Consider the following 20,015-nt stretch of genomic DNA (forward strand, 5'->3'; position numbering starts at 1 on the left):
GTTACATGCGGCGGGCACCCTCCATGCGGCTTTCCAGCCACTCGTCGATGACGTATTCGATCCAGCCCTTGGCGGAACTGCGCGAGCCGCCAGCGCCCAGCGGAACGGGGCGCGGGAACGTCTCGTCGTGCCAGCGGCTCGACGGGTTCAGGCGGTTATCGATGGTGCTCTCGGAGCACGAGAGCTTCTTCGCCAGGTCCTTCTTACGCAGAACTCGCTTGGAGCGCGTCAGTGGGGGCGCGATGCCCTTGGTATCGGTGTTCGAATGGGGCGTGTGGGTTGAACAGTTGTAGTGAAGGTTCATAACGCGATCTCGGTGCAGCGACAGGCCCTTTGCCTGCCTGCGGCCACGATGCGCGTTTTCTGGGGCGATGAATAAGGAGCGGAAAACTGAGATCGGGTGGAAAAAAGGTGGGGAAAATGGATCGCCGCGCGGGCATCTCTGACCGACGTTTGTTGCCGAGCGCGGGATCAGGGGGGCCAAACCTGGGGAGGAACCAACGTGACGACCCAATCCGACCCAAGTGATTGTGGTTCCGCGCTGACGGCGCCGGACAGTCGTAGCCGAGCCAACACTAGGTTCGGGTTCTCGACCTCGCCGGTCCTGGCCGGCCGGACGGCAGAACGGCTCAATGTCGGGGTCCTGTGGGCCGTGGCTTGTCCGCACAGCCTCGCTCTGCCCGGGTGGTTTCCACTGAAGCGGCTTCTCCGTAGGAGATACCTATGGCGGGGGCCCCCGGCGAGTTTAGGGAGTTTTCGGTCGGAGGATCGATGGCCATGCCGGTCAGCAGGAGTGCTATTACATCGGCGTTCGTGCATGCAGGCCATGCGGCCCCCCTCGGTTAGGGGGGGCGGATTTCAACCGGGCACGCCGGGTCAGCGAGAGAATTGCAGAAGAGTTACGCGGCGAAGGAGCGAGGCTTTCGGTTGCGCTTGGCCTTGGGCGCGTCTCGCATTGTCGCGATTCAAAATTCTCTCAAACCCTTAATACCCACTTGAAGCGGGAGATCCTCGCTTCACGTCTGAGCGCTACGTCCCAAGCGCTTACGGCAAGGTCAGAGCCATGCGCGATGACACCAAGGAGACGATTGTTCAGCTTGTAACGCTGGCCGCTGTAATTCTGGTGAGCCTGCTGACCAAGCGCGACATTCGCTTTCCCTGAGCCAGTGTCCTGGCAGCAGAAGGCCCGCCTTTACCGGCGGGCCTTCTGCTTTTGTGCCGTCAACCGAATGGAGTTCCCATGCATCTAGTTCAATCGATGGCCTACGCCGGCGAGAAGCCGTGGCATGGCCTAGGCAACAAGCTGGCACCCCGCCAGCCGATCGACGTTTGGAGGGAGCAGGCCGGGATGGACTGGGCGGTCGAAGAGTCCGAGGTGCGCTACATCACCGGCAGCAACAACGTTGGCCTCATCAATGCCTTCCCCGAGCAGAAGGTGCTTTACCGCTCGGACACCAAAGCGCCTTTGGCGGTTGTCAGTAAGCGTTTCAAGGTGGTGCAGCCGGGAGAGGTTCTGGAGTTCTACCGTGACCTGACAGTACACAGTGGCTTCGAGCTTGAGACTGCCGGCGTGCTCCGGGAAGGCCGCAAGTTCTGGGCACTGGCTAAGACCGGGCAAAGCACCGTTCTCAAGGGGCGCGACCGCGTGGACGGGTACCTGTTGCTGGCCACGGCGTGTGACGGAACGCTAGCTACCACCGCACAGTTCACATCGGTGCGCGTGGTCTGCAACAACACGTTGCGGATTGCGCTGGGTGGCGCCAGCGGTGCGATCAAGGTGCCGCATCGCAGCCATTTCGACGCGGACACGGTGAAACGGCAGCTGGGCATCACCGTCTCGGCCTGGGATGGTTTTGTCGCCCGGATGAAGGCGCTCGCCGAATGTCCGGTGGATCCAGACTCGGTGGAGGGCCTGTTGCGTCGCGTGCTGACCTACCCGGTTGCAGAGGGCAAGGCGACCGTGGTCAACGAGCAGGCATTGGCAAACGCCCGGGCCTTGTACGAAGGCGGTGGACGCGGGGCGATGCTGGCCTCCAGCCGAGGCACCGCCTGGGGGCTGCTTAACAGCGTCACGGAGTTCGTGGACCACCACCGCCGCGCGCGCAGCGACGACCACCGTCGAGACGCGGCGTGGTTCGGACAAGGTGCGCAAATCAAGCAGAAGGCTTGGGAAAGCGTCCTGGAACTGGTGTCCTAAGGTTTCCGTCCTTTACCAGCACGTCATAACGCCCGGCCATCTGGCCGGGCGTTTTCATTTGGGAGATTGCACATGAAGAAGCAGAACGCGCTGCGACTTGTCGATACGCGCACGCTGGACCGCGGGCAGTGGCTTGAGGTGCGCCGTGGTGGCATCGGCAGCTCCGATGCGGCCACGGCCGTTGGCCTGAACCCTTACAAGAGCCAGCTGGAGCTGTGGCTTGAGAAGACCGGGCGGCAGCCGGCCAGCGACCAACAGCCCGGCATGGACGATCCGCGATATTGGGGCACTTTGCTGGAGCCGTATGTGGCCGTGGCCTACCAGCAGAAGACGGGCCGCAGGGTTCGGAAGCTCAATGCCGTCCTCCAGCATCCGACCCTGCCTTTCATGCTCGCCAACATCGACCGCGAGGTCGTGGGCGATCCGGACGTCCAGATACTCGAGTGCAAGAGCGCGGGGGAATTCGGGTCGCGCTTGTGGAAGGACGGGGTGCCCGAGTACGTCCAGCTCCAGGTCCAGCACCAGTTGGCAGTTACAGGCAAGCACGCCGCGGACGTGGCAGTTCTGCTCTGCGGCCAGGACCTGCAGATCCACCGGATCGTCCGGGACGAGGACATCATCGCCCGGCTGGTCGTGCTGGAGGCCCGCTTCTGGGAGTGCGTCGAGACCGACACACCTCCGGCCGCGGACGGCAGCGAGTCGGCCGCCCGGGCCCTGCGCCACCTGTACCCCGGCAACGACACCAGTCTGGATTTCACGGGCGATGTGGCGCTTTGCCAGGTCTTCGACGAGCTGGCCGGGCTGCGCTCAGAGCTCGACGCCCAGCAGCAACGGGCCGAAACGCTCAAGCAGGCAATCCAGCAGGCCATGGGCGATGCATCCAAGGCGATCTTCGCCAATGGCTCGGTCACCTACCGGCGGGCCAAGGACGGCACGTCGTTCGACGCCAAGCGGCTGACCGCCGAGCGCCCCGACATCGCGGCCCAGTACTCGGTTGTGCGTCCCGGCGCGCGCCGGTTCGTTCTGGCCGTCCACACCGACACCCCCAACCAACCTTAGAGGGCGACATCATGTTGAAGGGACTTGTGATTACCCCGCCCGTGGTCGGGCGGATTTCCATCGGGCGCGTGGTCGAGCGCAACGGCAAGCGCCTGCCGGAGAAGGACGACCAGTTCACCCTGACCAGCCAGATCCAGAATCGGGACGGCTGGGTTCTGCACCCGCTGGACGAGGCGCTGCGCCAGCAGGCCGAGGGCAAGCTTAGGTCGATCCCGGTCCGGCTGCTTTTCAACGATCCGGGACTGAACCTTCGGGCGGACTACTCCTTGTTCGACCGCGACACCGGCCGACCGGTCTGTGTCGGCAACGGCGAAAGCTGCCGCAGGTCCACCCAGGAGGGCATCGCAACGCTCGCATGCCCCGGTCCGACCGCATGTGCGTTCGCGGCGGGCAGCTGCAAGGCGTACGCTCGCCTCAACGTTATGGTCGGGGACGCAGAGGACGATGCGTTGGGCAGCTTCGTGCTGCGCACCACGTCCTTCAACACCATCCGGACCCTGGCGGCGCGCATGCAGTACTACAGCGCCGTCTCTGGCGGTCTGCTGGCTTGCATGCCGCTGGAACTGAAGCTGCGGGGCAAGTCGACCACGATGAGCCACCGCGCGGCGATCTACTACGTCGACTTGGTGGTGCACTCGGGGATGACGCTGGAGCACGCCATCGCCGAGGCCCGGGAGGTGGACGCCACCCGGCGGGCAGCGGGGCTGGACCAGGCCGCCTTGGACGACGCCGCTCGGCGCGGATTCGCCAATGGTGCGTTCGAGGAGCTGGAGGAAGACGTGCCGGCGGTGGTGGAGGAGTTTTATCCGGAAGCCCTCCCGGAAACGGCCGCCAGCACAACGGAGCCATATGCAACGCGGCCCCCGCTAAGGGCGCGGCTGCAGGAGAAGGCCGCGCGTGCGGGGACCAGATGACCTGGCTCTCAAGGGAAGAAACCACCACTGGACCACTACCGGAAGGGCGCACTCGCGCCCTTCCGTAATTGGAGAGCAAGGAAATGACAGACGAACCCATGCCGGGGCTGTATGTGCGCAGCAACCGGCGCCGCTACGCGCCGGCCGACCCGGACGCGGTGCTGGCGGCGGCGAGGCGCATCGTGGATGCAAGGACCCAACGCGGGATGAGCTTCACCGATCATCAGGTCGCCGCACGGTTCTTCCAAGACAAGCTCGTCGGCGCCGAGCGGGAAATCTTCGCCGCTGTGTTGCTGGACACCCGCCACCGCCTGATCCACTACGCGGAGCTGTTTTACGGCTCCATCGACGGGGCCGAAGTCCATCCCCGGGAAGTGGTGAAGCAGGTGCTGCGGTTGAACGCGGCCGCGATCATCCTGGCGCACAACCATCCTTCGGGTGACGCGGAGCCCTCAGCCGCCGATCGGGCGATCACTGCGAGACTTAAGCAAGCGTTGGCGCTAGTGGACGTTCGGCTTCTCGACCATGTTGTGGTCGGCGGACGACAGACGGTGAGCATGGCCGAAAGGGGATGGTTATAGGCCTTTTCGCAGCCCAGGGGCGACGCCGTGGCGTCCCCCTGGGTTGCGGTCGGCACCATTCTTTTTTGTCCGCGGCTATATCGCAGCGTCTTGCCCGGCACGTCAAGGGATCGAGGACTTCCTCAGGCAATCGATTCCACCGACCCGTCCGGGCACGTGGCGTGATAAGCATCAAAAAGATGCGGTGTACATGCCTTCAAGAAGACCATATACTCCAAGATGAACAGCCCGGGACTGCCGTCGAATGTCAGAAGAACCGCTTCGTGATCTGACCCAGCCGCAACGCGACCGGCTCGCGTTCGTCGAGTTGCGGCTCCGGTTCATAGGGGAGATTCGCCGCCAGGATCTGATGACGCGGTTTGCCATCCAATCCGCTGCCGCATCCAGGGATCTCGCGCTTTACAAAGAGATGGCGCCCGGGAACCTCGATTACGACCCCAAGGGCAAGTCCTACGTTCTAGGACCAGCTTTTGACCCGGTGTTCGACTTCGCGCCGGAGCGAGTGCTCTCGTGGCTGGCCCAGGGATTCGGTGACGGTGAGCCTTTGCAGCGCAAGGCGTGGGTAGCTAGTGAAAGCCCCTCCAGGCTCGCGCTGCCCGATCTCGATGTCCTCGCCACCGTGACTCGCGCGATTTACCAGGAAAGCCCATTGAGTATCGAGTACCACTCGATCTCAAATGGCCGCACGGAGCGGGAGATCGTCCCATTCGCGCTGATCGACAACGGCCTGCGCTGGCACGTCCGCGCCTTCGACCGGAAATCCCAAGAGTTCCGGGATTTCGTCATCACTCGGATCAAGCGCCCGGTCCTTATGAAGGATGCAGATGTGCAGCCCCATGAGCGCAGTGATCAGGACATCCAATGGACCCGGATTGTTGAGCTGGAGATCGTGCCGCACCCGGACCAGCCCCGCCCTGAAATTACGGAGATGGATTACGGCATGGTTCGCGGGTCACTGCGAATGAAGCTGCGTGCTGCCACCGCAGGATACATCTTGCGTCAGTGGAGTGTGGACTGCTCTCCGGACCACAGTCTGCGCGGTTATGAATTCAGGCTCTGGTTGAAAGATCACCTGGCGCTGTACGGCGTCAAGAACGCTGTGTTGGCGCCGGGTTACCGCTCGCCCGACCAAAACAAGGGAGAGCAATAACGTGGCCTACGATCCAAAACGCGCGCTGGAACTTCTTCGCATCGGCTCCGGACGCGCCGATGCCACTTTCCGCGACGGCCAAGAAGATGCCATTCGTCATATCGTCGAAGGCAAAGGCCGCTTGCTGGTCGTGCAGAAGACCGGGTGGGGTAAGAGCTTTGTCTACTTCATCGCGACCAAGTTGCTGCGGGAAGCTGGAGCCGGCCCGGCGTTATTGATCTCGCCGCTGCTGGCGCTGATGCGAAACCAGATCGCAGCGGCAGAACGGATGGGGGTTCGCGCCGCCACCATCAACTCCGATAACCAGGATGAATGGAAATCGGTTGAAGCCAAGCTGCGTCGAAACGAAGTGGACATTCTGCTGATAGCGCCAGAAAAGCTGGGTAACGACTGGTTTAACACAGAGGTTCTAGCTGGTATCGCAGGGCAGATTTCGCTGATGGTTATCGATGAGGCTCATTGCATTTCCGATTGGGGTCACGACTTCCGTCCTCACTACCGACTGCTGGAACGTATCGCCAGAACGCTTCCAGCCAATCTGCGGCTGCTGGCCACAACGGCAACAGCAAACGATCGCGTTATGGAAGACCTTGTGGCCGTGCTCGGCCCCAACATGAAGGTGCTGCGCGGTGACCTGAATCGAAGTTCTCTGACGCTGCAGACGATGCGTTTGCCCAGTCAGGCTGTCCGTCTGGCATGGATCGCGCAGCAACTCAGTTCACTTCCAGGGCACGGCATCATTTACACACTCACTATCCGAGATGCCAATCAACTGGCGGATTGGCTCAAGGCCCAGGGCTTTGCTGTAGAGGCCTATACAGGTAAGACAGGTGATCGGCGTGAGGAGCTAGAGCAGGCTCTGCAGGAGAACAAGGTTAAGGCACTTGTAGCGACCACCGCATTGGGTATGGGCTACGACAAGCCTGATCTGGCATTCGTTATCCATTTTCAGATGCCAGGCTCAGTTGTCGCCTATTACCAGCAAGTAGGGCGCGCAGGAAGAGCGCTGGAATCTGCATATGGCGTGCTCTTGAGCGGAGATGAAGAAGAAGGAATTACCGACTGGTTTATCCGTAGCGCGTTCCCAACTCGCCAAGAGGTAGACGATGTCCTGGGGGCTCTTAATGAGGCACCGGAAGGACTTTCAATCCCTGACCTCATGACCTGCGTGAACATGAGCAAAGGTCGCATCGAGAAGACTATCACGGCACTGTCTCTCGAATCTCCAGCGCCGATCGCCAAGCAAGGTACGAAGTGGCAGCTTACTGCAGCCGAGCTAGGAGACGAATTCTGGGCGCGAGCAGACCGGCTCACCAAATTGAGGCGTGCCGAGCTCCAGCAAATGCAGGAATACGTCTCTCGGCCTTTCGGGCAGCACATGGGCTTTCTGATTGATGCGCTTGACGGCGATTCAAGCACCGTCAGCCCACCGTCGTTGCCGCCGCTGTCAGAAGAAGTAGATCAGTTGCTGGTTCGGGAAGCCGAGGAATTTCTTTGTCGCACAAGTCTGCCCATCGAGCCTCGCAAAAAATGGCCCGTGGGGGGAATGCCGCAGTACGGAATTCACACCGCATCCACCATTCCCTATCAAGCGCAGCCAGGCAAAGCCCTCTGCGTCTGGGGTGATGCCGGTTGGGGCGGCTTGGTTCGACAGGGTAAGTACCACGACGGCTACTTTTCCGATGACCTCGTTGCTGCGTGCGTGAAGATGATTCAAGAGTGGAATCCGCAGCCGAGCCCGACCTGGGTGACCTGCGTTCCTTCGCTTCGGCATCCCGCATTGGTGCCGAATTTCGCGCAACGCTTGGCTGCTGCGCTGGGTCTGCCGTTTCATATGGTCATCGCAAAAACAGACGCAAGGCCCGAACAGAAAACGATGGCAAACAGTACACAACAGGCGCGCAACATTGATGGTTCGCTCGCACTCAACGGCCAGCCCATTCCTCCCGGCCCGGTCCTCCTGGTGGATGACATGGTCGACTCGCGCTGGACCCTGACGGTGGCTGCATGGCTGCTGCGCAAAAGCGGTAGTGGTGCAGTTTGGCCGATGGCCCTTTCACAGACGGGGCACGACGAATGACGCCAGTCCTCTCACCCAATACACAGGCGATCCTGCTGCTGACGGCGCCGCTCATTGCCGGACGAGGCACTGCGTCATCGGATCTGCTCTCGCCAGGTGAATACAAACGTCTCGCGCGTCATTTGCGCGAGATCCAGCGTCAGCCTGCGGATCTCCTCTCACCGGACGCAGCTGAGATCTTGCGCGCGTGCCAGCCGATGATTGACGAGAGCCGCCTGCAGAAATTGCTGGGGCGCGGATTCCTGCTGAGCCAAGTGATCGAGCGCTGGCAAGCGCGCGCCATTTGGGTGGTCAGCCGCGCCGATGCCGAGTATCCGCGTCGTCTGAAGACCCGCCTGCGCGAAGATGCGCCGGCAGTGCTCTACGGCTGTGGCGACATGGCTTTGCTCGAAACCGGTGGGCTTGCCGTCGTCGGATCGCGGCATGTGGACGACGCCCTCATCGACTACACCATGGCAGTTGGCCGGCTCGCTGCTCGGGCAGGCAGAACGCTTGTCTCCGGTGGCGCCAAGGGCATCGATCAGGCCGCCATGCGAGGTGCGCTTGAGGGAGGTGGAAAAGTTTGTGGCGTTCTGGCGGACAGTCTGGAAAAGACCACCATGAACCGCGAGCACCGCAACCTGCTGCTCGATGGGCAACTGGTCCTGATTTCGCCCTACGACCCGAGTGCCGGGTTCAATGTCGGCAACGCCATGCAGCGGAACAAGCTGATCTATGCGCTGGCAGACACCTCACTGGTGGTCAGTTCCGACCTCAACAAAGGTGGCACTTGGGCGGGCGCTGTCGAGCAGCTCGACAAACTCAAATTCGTCCCGGTCTTCATTCGATCGACGGGCGAGGCTTCAGCCGGATTAGATGGTTTGCGAAAGAAAGGCGCACTTCCCTGGTCGAACCCGCAAGACGTGGATTCGTTCGAGGACGTGTTCAACGTGGCAATGCCCATGCCGACGGCATCCCCACAGGTTGGTTTTACGCTGTTTTCAAACGAAGAGCCAACATCGGCTGACGCCAAGCCAACGGCGCCCGTGCCACCCGACACCGCGCCAGCGCCCCAGGCCGCGAGTGAGCCATCGGCACCGGTCGACGTTGTTTCCGATGCGCAGCCACCCGCTGAGGCATTGGAAGAATCGCCGCCAGTCACGCCAGAGGCCGTGGCGCCTATAGACGAGGCCAAGGAATCTCCGCAGCCGGAATCGACCCCTGCCGAAGCGATCTTCGCTGCCGTGCGCGCTGCGATTCAGCAACTCTTGAGTGCGCCGATGAAGGACGCCGAAGTAGCAGCGGCGCTGGACGTTTCCAATGCACAGGCCAAGGCGTGGTTGCAGCGCCTGGTTGACGAAGGCGTACTAGAAAAACAGAAGAAACCTGCGGGCTACATCGTCAAGCAAAAGCGGCTATTCGAGTAACCGATGAAGACCAAACAAGAAGACAAGCCGCAGTGCGACGGCATTGATATAGAAGGGCCATTCGTTTGAGCGACCAACAAATCACCCTCAGCCAACTCGAAGGCCACCTCTGGGAATCCGCCAACATCCTACGCGGCCCGGTGGATGCGGCTGACTTCAAGACCTACATCTTTCCGCTGCTGTTCTTCAAGCGCATCTGCGACGTCTGGGACGAGGAGTACCAGGAGATCGTTGATGAGACCGGCGACGAGCAACTGGCCTGGTTCCCGGAATCGCACCGTTTCCAGATCCCGGAAGACTGCCACTGGAACGACGTTCGCACCAAGGCCAGCAATGTTGGGACGGCCCTTCAGCGCGCGATGCGCGAGATTGAGAAAGCCAACCCCGACACCCTGTACGGCGTGTTCGGCGATGCCCAGTGGTCGAACAAGGATCGGCTGTCTGATGCCTTGCTCAAGGACCTGATCGAGCACTTCTCCAAGCTGCCGTTTGGCAACAAGAACGTCAACTCGGATCTGCTTGGCGACGCCTACGAATACCTGATCAAGAAGTTCGCCGACGCCACCAACAAGAAGGCCGGGGAGTTCTATACCCCGCGCAGCGTCGTGCGGCTGATGATCGACATGCTCGATCCCAAGGAAGCCGAGACCATCTACGACCCCGCCTGCGGTACCGGCGGGATGCTGCTTGCTGCCGTGCAGCACGTCAAAGAAAAGCACGGTGACGTCAAGCGCCTCTGGGGCAAGCTGTACGGTCAAGAGAAGAACCTCACCACCTCGTCTATCGCGCGGATGAACCTGTTTCTCCACGGCATCGAAGACTTCCAGGTGGTACGCGGCGACACGCTGCGCAACCCAGCCTTCTTCGAGGGCGACCGACTGGCCACCTTCGACTGCGTGATCGCCAACCCCCCGTTCTCGCTGGAAAAGTGGGGCGAGGACCTGTGGCTGAACGATCCCTTCGGCCGCAATTTTGCCGGTCTGCCACCCTCATCCAGCGGTGACTTCGCGTGGGTGCAGCACATGATCAAATCGATGGCCGACGTCAGCGGTCGGATGGCCGTGGTGCTGCCCCAGGGCGCCCTGTTCCGCAAAGGTGTGGAAGGCAACATCCGCCAGAAGCTACTGGAAATGGATCTGGTCGAGGCGGTGATCGGCTTGGCGCCCAACCTTTTCTACGGCACCGGGCTCGCCGCGTGCATCCTGGTCTTGCGCAAGCGCAAGCCGGCCAAACACAAGAACAAGGTGCTGATCGCCGATGCGTCACGCCTGTTCCGCCGGGGCCGTGCGCAGAACTATCTGGAGCCTGAGCACGCCACCGAAATCCTCGGCTGGTATCGCGGCTTTGCCGATGTGCAGGACGCGGTCCGCGTGGTCAGCCTCGACGAGATCAAAGCCGAGGACTGGACGCTGAACATCTCGCGCTATGTCCTGCCGCCATTGCAAGAAGACATCCCACCGCTGCCCGATGCGATTGCGGCATTCAAGGACGCGCTCACCCGCTGCCGTGAAGCCGAAGAGCGGCTTGCGCAGGTCATGACTGAAGGGGGATGGCTGCAATGAGTCACCCAAGCAAACGCATCAGCCAACAAGAACTCGAAAGCTACCTGTGGGGCGCCGCCGTGCTGCTTCGCGGCCTCATCGACGCGGGTGACTACAAGCAGTTCATCTTCCCGCTGCTGTTTTACAAACGGGTCTCGGATGTCTGGGACGAGGAATACCAGGCGGCGCTGGCCAACTCAGGCGGTGACCTCTCTTACGCGCAGTTCGCGGAGAACCACCGCTTCCAGATTCCCGAGGGCGCGCACTGGAACGATATACGCCAGACCCCGAAGAACGTCGGTGCCGCCATCCAGAAGACCATGCGCGCCATCGAAACCGCCAACCCGGATCTGCTCGACGGCATCTTCGGCGATGCGCCATGGACCAACCGCGAGCGTCTGCCCGACGAAACGCTGAAAAACCTGATCGAGCACTTCTCGACGCAGACACTCTCGGTGGCCAACGTGCCGGAGGACGAGCTCGGCAACGCCTACGAGTACCTGATCAAGAAGTTCGCGGACGATTCCGGCCACACGGCAGCCGAGTTCTATACCAACCGCACCGTCGTCCACCTGATGACGCAGCTTCTGGCGCCGCAGGCGGGCGAGTCGATCTACGACCCCACATGCGGCACCGGCGGCATGTTGATCTCGGCGCTGGATGAAGTGAAGCGCTCGGGCGGCGAGTACCGCACGCTCAAGCTCTACGGGCAGGAGCGAAACCTTATCACCTCGTCCATCGCGCGCATGAACCTGTTCCTGCACGGCGTGGAGGACTTCGAGATCATCCGTGGCGACACCCTGGCCGACCCCAAGCACATCGAGGGCGACCGTCTGCGCCAGTTCGACGTGATCCTGGCCAACCCGCCGTACTCCATCAAGCAGTGGAATCGCGAGGCCTGGAGCAGCGACAAGTGGGGCCGCAACTCCCTGGGCACGCCGCCGCAGGGCCGCGCCGACTATGCGTTCCAGCAGCACATCCTGACCAGCCTTACCGCCAAGGGCCGCTGCGCCGTGCTGTGGCCGCATGGCGTGCTGTTCCGCAACGAGGAACAGGCCATGCGCGCCAAGATGGTTGAGCAGGACTGGGTCGAGGCTGTCATCGGCTTGGGCCCCAACCTGTTCTACAACTCCCCAATGGAGTCGTGCATCGTCATCTGCAACCGCAAGAAGGCGGCTGCTCGCAAGGGCAAGGTGATCTTCATCGACGCGGTGAACGAGGTCACCCGGGAACGGGCGCAGAGCTTTCTGAAGCCCGCGCATCAACAGCGCATCCTGACCGCCTATAAGACCTTTGCGGACGTGCCCGGTTTCGCCAAGGTCGCCACCCTGGGCGAAATCGGCGCCAATGCGGGCAACCTCTCTATCCCGCTGTATGTGAAGCGCATTGCCGCAGCCGTCGCTACCGACAGCAATGGCGACGCGGTATCGCTGCGCTCGGCATGGGACCAATGGCAAACGGATGGCCGCGCGTTCTGGCAACAGATGGACGCGCTGGTGGAAACGCTGGATGGGCTGATTACGGAGGACATCGAGCGTGTCTGATAACAAGAATTTGAAGCCAGGCTGGAAGGTCTGGCGCTTCGATCAGATGGCGACCAACGTCAATGCGCGCATCGACAACCCGTCCGAGTCGGGCATGGAGCACTACGTTGGTCTGGAACACCTGGATGCCGATTCGCTGAAGATCCGCCGCTGGGGTACGCCAGACGACGTGGAAGCCACCAAGCTGATGTTCAAGAAGGGCGACATCATTTTCGGTCGCCGTCGCGCCTACCAGCGCAAGCTCGGTGTTGCCGATTTTGATGGCATTTGCTCGGCGCATGCCATGGTCCTGCGAGCCAAACCTGAGGTCGTCCTTCCCGAGTTCCTGCCCTTCTTCATGCAGAGCGATCTCTTTATGAATCGGGCAGTCGAGATCTCGGTTGGCTCGCTGTCGCCCACAATCAACTGGAAAACGATGGCAGTCCAAGAGTTTGCTCTGCCGCCCCTGGATGAGCAGCAGCGCATATTGCAGGGACTCAGGTCGTCCAATGCGCTTGTAGAGTCCTATCAGAATCTGATTTCTGCATCTGAGCAGTTGTGGAAGTCAAGGACGACAGATTTGTTCGCCACGGACGCTGCAGGAGAATTTGTACCCCTGGGGGCGTTGGTTGACTACTCATCTGATGGCCCGTTTGGAAGCAAACTAAAGACTGAGCATTACTCTGACCAAGGGGCCCGCGTCATTCGGTTGAATAACATTGATCTTCTAGAGTTCAACGACACGGACTCCGCGTTTGTCCCAATGGACTACTTCGATGAGCTTCGTGGTTATGAAGTAAAAGGCGGGGACGTCATCATCGCAGGCCTTGGCGATGATCGCATCCCGATGGGGCGTGCTTGCATCGTCCCATTGAAAATGGGACCAGCAATAAACAAGGCGGATTGCTACTGTCTTCGGACCAATGAACGGATATCGGCAAAGTATCTCGTCCATTTTCTGAATAGCAGCGTGGGGCTAAGCCAAGCTCGCGCGATGGCGCAAGGCACCACGAGAAAGCGACTGAACCTTTCTAACATCAGGCGTTTTGGAATTCCGTTCAGATCGTTGGCTGAGCAGATTGAAGTTGCGGAGGAGCTTGATTCATACCTGGCATCCAAAAAGGAAGCAGTAGCTCGATTGCAGTTATCACTTGTTGTTCGCGATCAGATGCGTAAATCAGCGTTTGCGGAGACGGAGCATGTTTAACGAATCCAACACCGTCGAAGCCTACGTTCGCGATCTGCTCTCCGGCCCTATCAAAGCTGTCCCGGCCAACACCGCCCAGGAACCTCAAGCCAGCTACGGTCCCAGCCCCAAAGGCATCGGCTGGCGCTACGCCGCCCCGGCTGAGGTGCCGCGCCAGATTCAGGAAGTGCTGGTTGAACCCTGGCTGCGTGAGGCGCTGATCCGCCTGAACCCGGAGATTGCCGCTCAGCCCGATCGCGCCGACGAGGTGCTCTACAAGCTGCGTGCCATCGTGCTCTCGGTGCGCTCGGATGGCCTGATCCGCGCCAACGAGGAAATGACCGCCTGGATGCGCGGTGAGCGCTCGATGCCCTTCGGCCCCAACAACGAGCATGTGCCGGTGCGGCTGATCGACCTGGATGATCTGGCGCAGAACCAGTACATCGTCACCCAGCAGTTCATCTACCGCGCAGGCCCCACCGAGCGCCGCGCCGATCTGGTGTTGTTGGTCAACGGGCTGCCGCTGGTACTGATCGAGGCCAAGACGCCAGTCAAGAAGTGCATCAGCTGGGTCGATGGCGCGGTGCAGGTGCACGACGACTACGAGAAGTTCGTGCCTGAGCTCTTCGTCTGCAACGTGTTCTCGGTGGCGACCGAAGGCAAGGCTTACCACTACGGGTGCATCGGCCTGCCGGTCAAGGATTGGGGGCCGTGGCATCTGGATGGCAATGGGGAGGATGGTCAGCACCACCCGCTGAAGTCGCTCAAGCTGTCCGCTGAGAGCATGTTGCGCCCGCATGTGGTGCTGGACATCCTCGGCAGCTTCACCCTGTTCGCCACCAACAAGAAAAAGCAGCGCATCAAGATCATTTGCCGCTACCAGCAGTTTGAAGCGGCCAACAAGATCGTCGAGCGCGTGCTGGCGGGCTACCCCAGGAAAGGGCTGATCTGGCACTTCCAGGGTTCGGGCAAGTCACTGCTGATGGTGTTTGCCGCGCAGAAGCTGCGCATGCATGCCGGCCTGAAGAATCCCACCGTGCTGATCGTGGTGGATCGGATCGACCTGGATACTCAGATCACCGGCACCTTCACCGGGGCAGACATCCCCAACCTGGAGAAGGCCGACAGCCGCGAGAAGCTGCAGCAGTTGCTGGCGCAGGACGTGCGCAAGATCATCATCACGACGATCTTCAAGTTCGGCGAAGCCAGCGGTGCGCTGAACACGCGCAACAACATTATCGCGCTGGTGGACGAGGCCCACCGCACGCAAGAAGGCGACCTGGGCCGCAAGATGCGCGAGGCCCTGCCCAACGCGTTCTTGTTTGGCCTGACGGGCACGCCGATCAACCGGTCCGACCGAAACACCTTCTACGCCTTCGGTGCCGACGAAGACGAGAAGGGCTATATGAGCCGCTACGGCTTCGAGGAGTCGATCCGCGACGGCGCCACGCTGAAGCTGCACTTCGAGCCCCGCCTGATCGACCTGCACATCGACAAGGCCGCGCTGGACGCTGCCTACAAGGACTTGACTGGCGGCCTGTCGGACCTGGACAAGGACAACCTCGCCAAGACCGCCGCCAAGATGGCCGTGCTGGTCAAGACGCCCGAACGCATCCGCAAGGTGTGCGAGGACATCGTCGAGCACTTCCAGACCAAGGTGGAGCCGAACGGCTTCAAGGGCCAGATTGTCACGTTCGACCGAGAGTCCTGCCTTCTTTTCAAGTCCGAGCTGGACAAGCTACTGCCGCCCGAGGCCACGGACATCGTGATGTCGGTGCAGGCGTCCGACAAGAAGGACCACCCTCAGTACGCGAAGTACGACCGCACCCGTGACGAAGAGGAACGGCTGCTGGATCGTTTCCGCGACCCGGCCGACCCGCTGAAGCTGATCATCGTGACGGCCAAGCTGCTGACGGGCTTCGACGCGCCCATCCTGCAGGCGATGTACCTGGACAAGCCGTTGCGGGACCACACGCTGCTGCAGGCCATCTGCCGCGTGAACCGAACCTACTCGGAGCAGAAGACCCACGGTTTGATCGTGGACTACCTCGGCATCTTCGATGACGTTGCGGCGGCGCTGGAGTTCGACGACCAGACCGTCAAGCAGGTGGTCAGCAACATCCAGGAGTTGAAGGACAAGCTGCCTGAGGCGATGCAGAAATGCCTGGCCTTCTTCCAGGGCTGCGACCGCACGCTGCAAGGCTACGAAGGCCTGATCGCGGCGCAGCAGTGCCTGCCCAACAACGAGGTGCGAGACAACTTTGCTGCCGAGTACAGCGTGCTCAGCAAGATTTGGGAGGCGCTGTCACCGGACACCGTACTGGGCCCCTTCGAGAAGGACTACAAGTGGCTGTCTCAGGTGTACCAGTCGGTGCAGCCGTCCAGTGGCCACGGCAAGCTGATCTGGCATTCGCTGGGCGCAAAGACCATCGAGCTGATCCACCAGAACGTGCATGTCGACGCGGTGCGGGATGACCTCGACACCCTGGTGCTGGACGCCGATCTACTGGAGGCAGTGCTCTCGAACCCCGATCCCAAGAAGGCCAAGGAGATCGAGATCAAGCTCAAGCGCCGGCTGCGCGGGCATGGCGGCAACCCCAAGTTCAAGAAACTGTCGGAACGACTCGATGCGCTGAAGGACCGTTTCGAATCCGGACAGATCAACAGCGTCGAGTTTCTGAAGCAGTTGCTCGAGATCGCCAAGGAAACGCTGCAAGCCGAGAAGGAGGTCCCGCCCGAAGAGGACGAGGATCGCGGAAAGGCGGCGCTGACCGAGCTGTTCAACGAGGTGAAGACCGCCGAGACGCCCATCATGGTCGAACGCGTTGTGGCGGACATCGACGAGATCGTGCGCCTCGTCCGCTTCCCGGGCTGGCAAGGCACGCAGGCCGGCGAGCGTGAAGTCAAGAAGGCACTGCGCAAGGCCCTCTTCAAATACAAGCTGCATGCGGATGAGGAGCTGTTCGAGAAGGCCTACAGCTACATCCGGCAGTATTACTAAAGGGGGCGGGGGATGACCACTCAGACGATAGATAGTGCACCGCATGCAACCTGGTTTGTCGGCGCCAGCTACGGCGGTACCGATGATCAGATGCCGCGATTTCTTGCGGAAGGAATTTGGGAGAACGGCTACGACGACAAGCTCCTCGAAGTGGTGCGTTCCATGCGCCCGGGAGAGCGGATCGCCATCAAGTCGTCTTACACGCGAAAGCACGGTCTGCCTTTCGATAGCCGAGGCCGAGCGGTTTCGGTTATGGGCATCAAGGCGGTCGGCACGATCACTGAAAACCTGAACGACGGGAAGCGGGTGAAGGTGGACTGGGCCAAGGTCGAGCCAGTACGGGAGTGGTACTTCTACACTCACCGAGCAACGATCTGGCGTGTGCTGCCCGGCGAATGGATGAACGATGCGCTGATTGCATTTGCGTTTGACGGCAAGCCGCAGGATGTAGATCGCTTTCGCAACGAGCCCTTTTGGCGGGAGCGTTACGGCACGACTTCGCCAGAAAAGCAGCGCTTCGAGTGGACGGACTTCTACGAGGCAGTGGCCGAAAAGCTGCTGGCCCACGCAGACGATCGAACGCCGCTCATCGAGGGCATCCACGAGATCGCGTCCCGGGTGCCGGGGCTGACCTATCTCCAGGATAAGTTTCCTGATGGAACCAGTGGTCCGCTGCGGGACATTTGCCCATTCACCACGATGGGCACCTTTAACCGATCCATGACCGATGCTAACCGCAAGACCATCGCGGGCGAACTTGCCAAGTTGCTGGGTGTGACGGTGCCGGTCCCGCCTTCATTCGAAGGCATCCCCGTTCTCAACAACCAACGTTCCTGGTTTTTCGCCTATGCCGACAAGCGTGGTGCGGGCGACATCGACGCGCTATGGAAGGTATTCGTTGCCGCGAGCAAGATGGTCGATGGCGATCAGTTGGACACCCGAGATGCCTTCATCCGGGCTTATGACGAGGCAACCCAAGTGTGGGGTGTCGCATGGAACCTTTCGACAGGTCTCTACTGGGCGCATCCGTGGGAATTCCTGACGCTTGATAGCCAGTCGCGCCACTACATCAACAAGCGGCTCGGCCTGAATGTTCCCATCAGTGGTCAGCAAGGTCCCTGTGATGGACGCGAGTATTTGAAGCTGCTAGACGATTTGCGGTCGCGCTTCGGCGAAGACGGCTATCCGGTCCACAGTTTCCCAGACCTGTCGCTTGCGTCCTGGATGTACAAAGACCCGGTTGACGAGCCTGTGCCGGCTGGCGATATCGGTACCAATGCCGGAGCCGAACAGGAAACTGAAGGTGAAGTTCGCGAAGCCTTTCAGGTGGCAGCGCCAATCGTTCCCTACTCGGTGGAGGACATCCTCAAGGACGGCTGTTTCCTGGAGCGGGCCGAGATTGACCGCTTGCTCGATCGTCTGCGCACAAAAAAGAACTTCATCCTTCAGGGGCCTCCGGGCACGGGCAAGACCTGGCTAGCCAAACGGCTCGCGTTCGCGCTCATGGGGCAGAAAGACGACAGTAAGGTCCGCGCCGTGCAGTTCCACCCCAACCTGTCCTACGAGGACTTTGTTCGAGGGTGGCGCCCCACTGGCGAAGGTAAGTTGTCGCTGGCGGACGGTGTCTTCATGGAAGCTATCAAGGCCGCATCGAAGGACCCTTCGTCGAAGTTTGTCGTGGTGATCGAGGAGATCAACCGTGGAAACCCGGCGCAGATCTTCGGCGAGTTGCTGACGCTGCTTGAGGCCGGCAAGCGGACACCCAACGAAGCGCTGGAACTCTGCTATCCGGATGCGGACGGCAAACGACGTCCCGTCCATATTCCCGAGAATCTCTATGTGGTCGGCACCATGAATATCGCTGACCGATCACTTGCACTGGTCGATCTGGCATTGCGTCGCCGCTTTGCTTTCGTTGGGCTGGAGCCAAGACTGGGCCAGGTTTGGCGGGATTGGGTGGTCAAGGAGTGTGCTGTCGATCCGGGCTTGGTCGCGGATATCGAGCGCCGTATCGCCGAGCTGAACGACCAGATCGCGGCGGACGCGCGCCTTGGCAAGCAGTTCCGGATTGGTCACAGCTATGTGACGCCCGCACACCGACTGGAGGCGGGAGACACGAAGAAGTGGTTCCAGCAGATCGTGGAGACGGAGATCGGCCCGTTGCTGGATGAATACTGGTTCGACGCGCCCGACGAAGCACAAAAGGCGATTGCACGGCTGACGCAGGGCTGGTGATGACCGCCGTCGCAGAACAGGTGGAAAGTGCATCCATGAGAGCTGAGGGTTTCATTGGACGCATTCCGGTGCGCAACCTCTGGCTGCTGATGCTCTACGCCTCTGACCTGTTCCGCACTCGCGGCATCGGCAAGATCGGCTTGGAAGACAGCCCGGACGATCTACCGGATCTAGTCGCGGAGATCCTTGCCCACGCGGTTGAGGTGCGACAGCGTCGCCGCTTGAGTCTTGGCTATCGATCTCGTAACGCAGTCATCAATCGCGTGCGCGGTCGGATCGACGTCTTGACCACCGAACGCCATCAGTTGATGGATAGAGGCCTGGTGGCTTGCCGGTTCGACGAACTCACCATCGACACCCCACGCAATCGTTTCGTCCGAGCAGCCTTGGAGTCCATCTCCAGGATCGTTCAGAGGAAGGACGTTGCCCATCGGTGCCGCGCACTTGCGGGTGACATGAAGGCAATGGGTGTATCAGGGGACGCACCGACCCGCGCCCAAATGAGCACTGATCGTTTCGGCCGTAACGATGCGGACGACCGGTTCATGGTGGCAGCCGCAAAGCTGGCGTTCGACCTAGTGCTACCTACGGAGGCGTCGGGTGCGAATGTGCTCTCTCTGCCGGACCGAGAAGCACCGTGGGTACGCCGTTTGTTCGAGCGGGCGGTGGGCGGCTTCTACGAAGTCGTAGTGAGTCCGCAGGGCTGGCGGGTGCTATGCGGCGGGACGTTGGGCTGGCAGATCGAGCAGAAGACGGCGGGGATCGACAAGATCCTGCCGACGATGCGAACTGATGTCGTGCTCGACCACCCGTCAACCGGGCAGAGGATCGTCATCGATACCAAGTTCACCTCGATTGTGACGAGCGGTTGGTACCGTGAGGAAACCCTGCGCAGCGGATACGTGTACCAGATCTACGCCTATCTGCGCTCCCAGGCTGGGTGCGGCGATGCGCTTGCAGATCGCGCGAGTGGATTGTTGTTGCATCCCGCGATCGGCCAGATGGTCGACGAGACAGTGCTGATCCAGGGGCACGCCATTCGATTTGCCACTGTGGATTTGACGGCAACTCCTGCGGACATCAGGGCGCAGCTGCTGCGACTTTGCGTACCTGACCACACGATGAAGGCAGGCGCGTGAAAG

14 protein-coding genes are annotated in these 20,015 nt (G+C 61.1%); 13 read left to right on the forward strand and 1 reads right to left on the reverse strand.

Features of this window, described 5'->3' with window-relative positions:
* Window position 1: 1 nt before the first annotated feature.
* On the reverse strand, window positions 2–304 hold the full coding sequence (locus QMX80_RS02155) for an AlpA family phage regulatory protein (protein WP_253133501.1): 303 nt from the start codon (window positions 302–304) through the stop codon (window positions 2–4).
* A 936-nt stretch (window positions 305–1,240) separates the two neighbouring features.
* Here QMX80_RS02155 and QMX80_RS02160 point away from each other — a divergent pair.
* From QMX80_RS02160 to mcrC, 13 genes are all read left to right on the forward strand, one after another.
* Window positions 1,241–2,197, forward strand: a complete 957-nt coding sequence (locus QMX80_RS02160) for a DUF932 domain-containing protein (RefSeq protein ID WP_253133502.1) — start codon at window positions 1,241–1,243, stop codon at window positions 2,195–2,197.
* Window positions 2,198–2,269: 72 nt separating this feature from the next.
* Window positions 2,270–3,256, forward strand: a complete 987-nt coding sequence (locus QMX80_RS02165; protein ID WP_253133504.1) for a lambda-exonuclease family protein — start codon at window positions 2,270–2,272, stop codon at window positions 3,254–3,256.
* Between the two features lie 11 nt (window positions 3,257–3,267).
* The gene (locus QMX80_RS02170) at window positions 3,268–4,170 is read left to right on the forward strand and encodes a hydrolase or metal-binding protein (RefSeq protein ID WP_253133506.1); all 903 of its coding nucleotides are present in this window, start codon (window positions 3,268–3,270) and stop codon (window positions 4,168–4,170) included.
* Between the two features lie 83 nt (window positions 4,171–4,253).
* Window positions 4,254–4,751: a DNA repair protein RadC gene (radC, locus tag QMX80_RS02175; RefSeq protein ID WP_253133508.1), complete on the forward strand. Its 498-nt coding sequence runs from the start codon at window positions 4,254–4,256 to the stop codon at window positions 4,749–4,751.
* A 244-nt stretch (window positions 4,752–4,995) separates the two neighbouring features.
* Complete coding sequence (locus QMX80_RS02180; protein ID WP_253133510.1) at window positions 4,996–5,901, forward strand: WYL domain-containing protein; 906 nt, start codon at window positions 4,996–4,998, stop codon at window positions 5,899–5,901.
* Window position 5,902: 1 nt separating this feature from the next.
* Window positions 5,903–7,981, forward strand: a complete 2,079-nt coding sequence (locus tag QMX80_RS02185; RefSeq protein ID WP_253133512.1) for a RecQ family ATP-dependent DNA helicase — start codon at window positions 5,903–5,905, stop codon at window positions 7,979–7,981.
* On the forward strand, window positions 7,978–9,387 hold the full coding sequence (locus tag QMX80_RS02190) for a DNA-processing protein DprA (protein WP_253133514.1): 1,410 nt from the start codon (window positions 7,978–7,980) through the stop codon (window positions 9,385–9,387). Before QMX80_RS02185 ends, QMX80_RS02190 begins: the two co-directional genes overlap by 4 nt.
* Window positions 9,388–9,452: 65 nt before the next feature.
* Window positions 9,453–10,949, forward strand: coding sequence for a class I SAM-dependent DNA methyltransferase (locus QMX80_RS02195; protein WP_253133516.1), 1,497 nt, complete (start codon window positions 9,453–9,455; stop codon window positions 10,947–10,949).
* Window positions 10,946–12,472, forward strand: a complete 1,527-nt coding sequence (locus tag QMX80_RS02200; protein WP_253133518.1) for a class I SAM-dependent DNA methyltransferase — start codon at window positions 10,946–10,948, stop codon at window positions 12,470–12,472. Before QMX80_RS02195 ends, QMX80_RS02200 begins: the two co-directional genes overlap by 4 nt.
* Complete coding sequence (locus tag QMX80_RS02205; RefSeq protein ID WP_253133520.1) at window positions 12,465–13,658, forward strand: restriction endonuclease subunit S; 1,194 nt, start codon at window positions 12,465–12,467, stop codon at window positions 13,656–13,658. The genes QMX80_RS02200 and QMX80_RS02205 overlap by 8 nt, the downstream gene beginning before the upstream one ends.
* Window positions 13,651–16,638 (forward strand): type I restriction endonuclease subunit R, encoded by a 2,988-nt coding sequence (locus QMX80_RS02210; protein ID WP_282274987.1) that lies wholly within the window; start codon window positions 13,651–13,653, stop codon window positions 16,636–16,638. Before QMX80_RS02205 ends, QMX80_RS02210 begins: the two co-directional genes overlap by 8 nt.
* Before the next feature lie 12 nt (window positions 16,639–16,650).
* Entirely contained in the window at window positions 16,651–18,873 is a 2,223-nt protein-coding gene (locus QMX80_RS02215) for an AAA family ATPase (RefSeq protein ID WP_253133524.1), read from the forward strand.
* On the forward strand, window positions 18,873–20,012 hold the full coding sequence (mcrC, locus tag QMX80_RS02220; protein ID WP_253133526.1) for a 5-methylcytosine-specific restriction endonuclease system specificity protein McrC: 1,140 nt from the start codon (window positions 18,873–18,875) through the stop codon (window positions 20,010–20,012). Before QMX80_RS02215 ends, mcrC begins: the two co-directional genes overlap by 1 nt.
* Window positions 20,013–20,015 lie beyond the last annotated feature (3 nt).

The sequence above is a fragment of the Stenotrophomonas sp. PS02297 genome, from assembly GCF_029959705.1.
GTDB lineage: Bacteria > Pseudomonadota > Gammaproteobacteria > Xanthomonadales > Xanthomonadaceae > Stenotrophomonas > Stenotrophomonas nitritireducens.

Coding starts and splice junctions, on each gene's coding strand:
- QMX80_RS02155 (WP_253133501.1), bottom strand. CDS start 304: ATGAACCTTCACTACAACTGTTCAACCCACACGCCCCATTCGAACACC.
- QMX80_RS02160 (WP_253133502.1), top strand. CDS start 1,241: ATGCATCTAGTTCAATCGATGGCCTACGCCGGCGAGAAGCCGTGGCAT.
- QMX80_RS02165 (WP_253133504.1), top strand. CDS start 2,270: ATGAAGAAGCAGAACGCGCTGCGACTTGTCGATACGCGCACGCTGGAC.
- QMX80_RS02170 (WP_253133506.1), top strand. CDS start 3,268: ATGTTGAAGGGACTTGTGATTACCCCGCCCGTGGTCGGGCGGATTTCC.
- radC (WP_253133508.1), top strand. CDS start 4,254: ATGACAGACGAACCCATGCCGGGGCTGTATGTGCGCAGCAACCGGCGC.
- QMX80_RS02180 (WP_253133510.1), top strand. CDS start 4,996: ATGTCAGAAGAACCGCTTCGTGATCTGACCCAGCCGCAACGCGACCGG.
- QMX80_RS02190 (WP_253133514.1), top strand. CDS start 7,978: ATGACGCCAGTCCTCTCACCCAATACACAGGCGATCCTGCTGCTGACG.
- QMX80_RS02200 (WP_253133518.1), top strand. CDS start 10,946: ATGAGTCACCCAAGCAAACGCATCAGCCAACAAGAACTCGAAAGCTAC.
- QMX80_RS02210 (WP_282274987.1), top strand. CDS start 13,651: ATGTTTAACGAATCCAACACCGTCGAAGCCTACGTTCGCGATCTGCTC.
- QMX80_RS02215 (WP_253133524.1), top strand. CDS start 16,651: ATGACCACTCAGACGATAGATAGTGCACCGCATGCAACCTGGTTTGTC.
- mcrC (WP_253133526.1), top strand. CDS start 18,873: ATGACCGCCGTCGCAGAACAGGTGGAAAGTGCATCCATGAGAGCTGAG.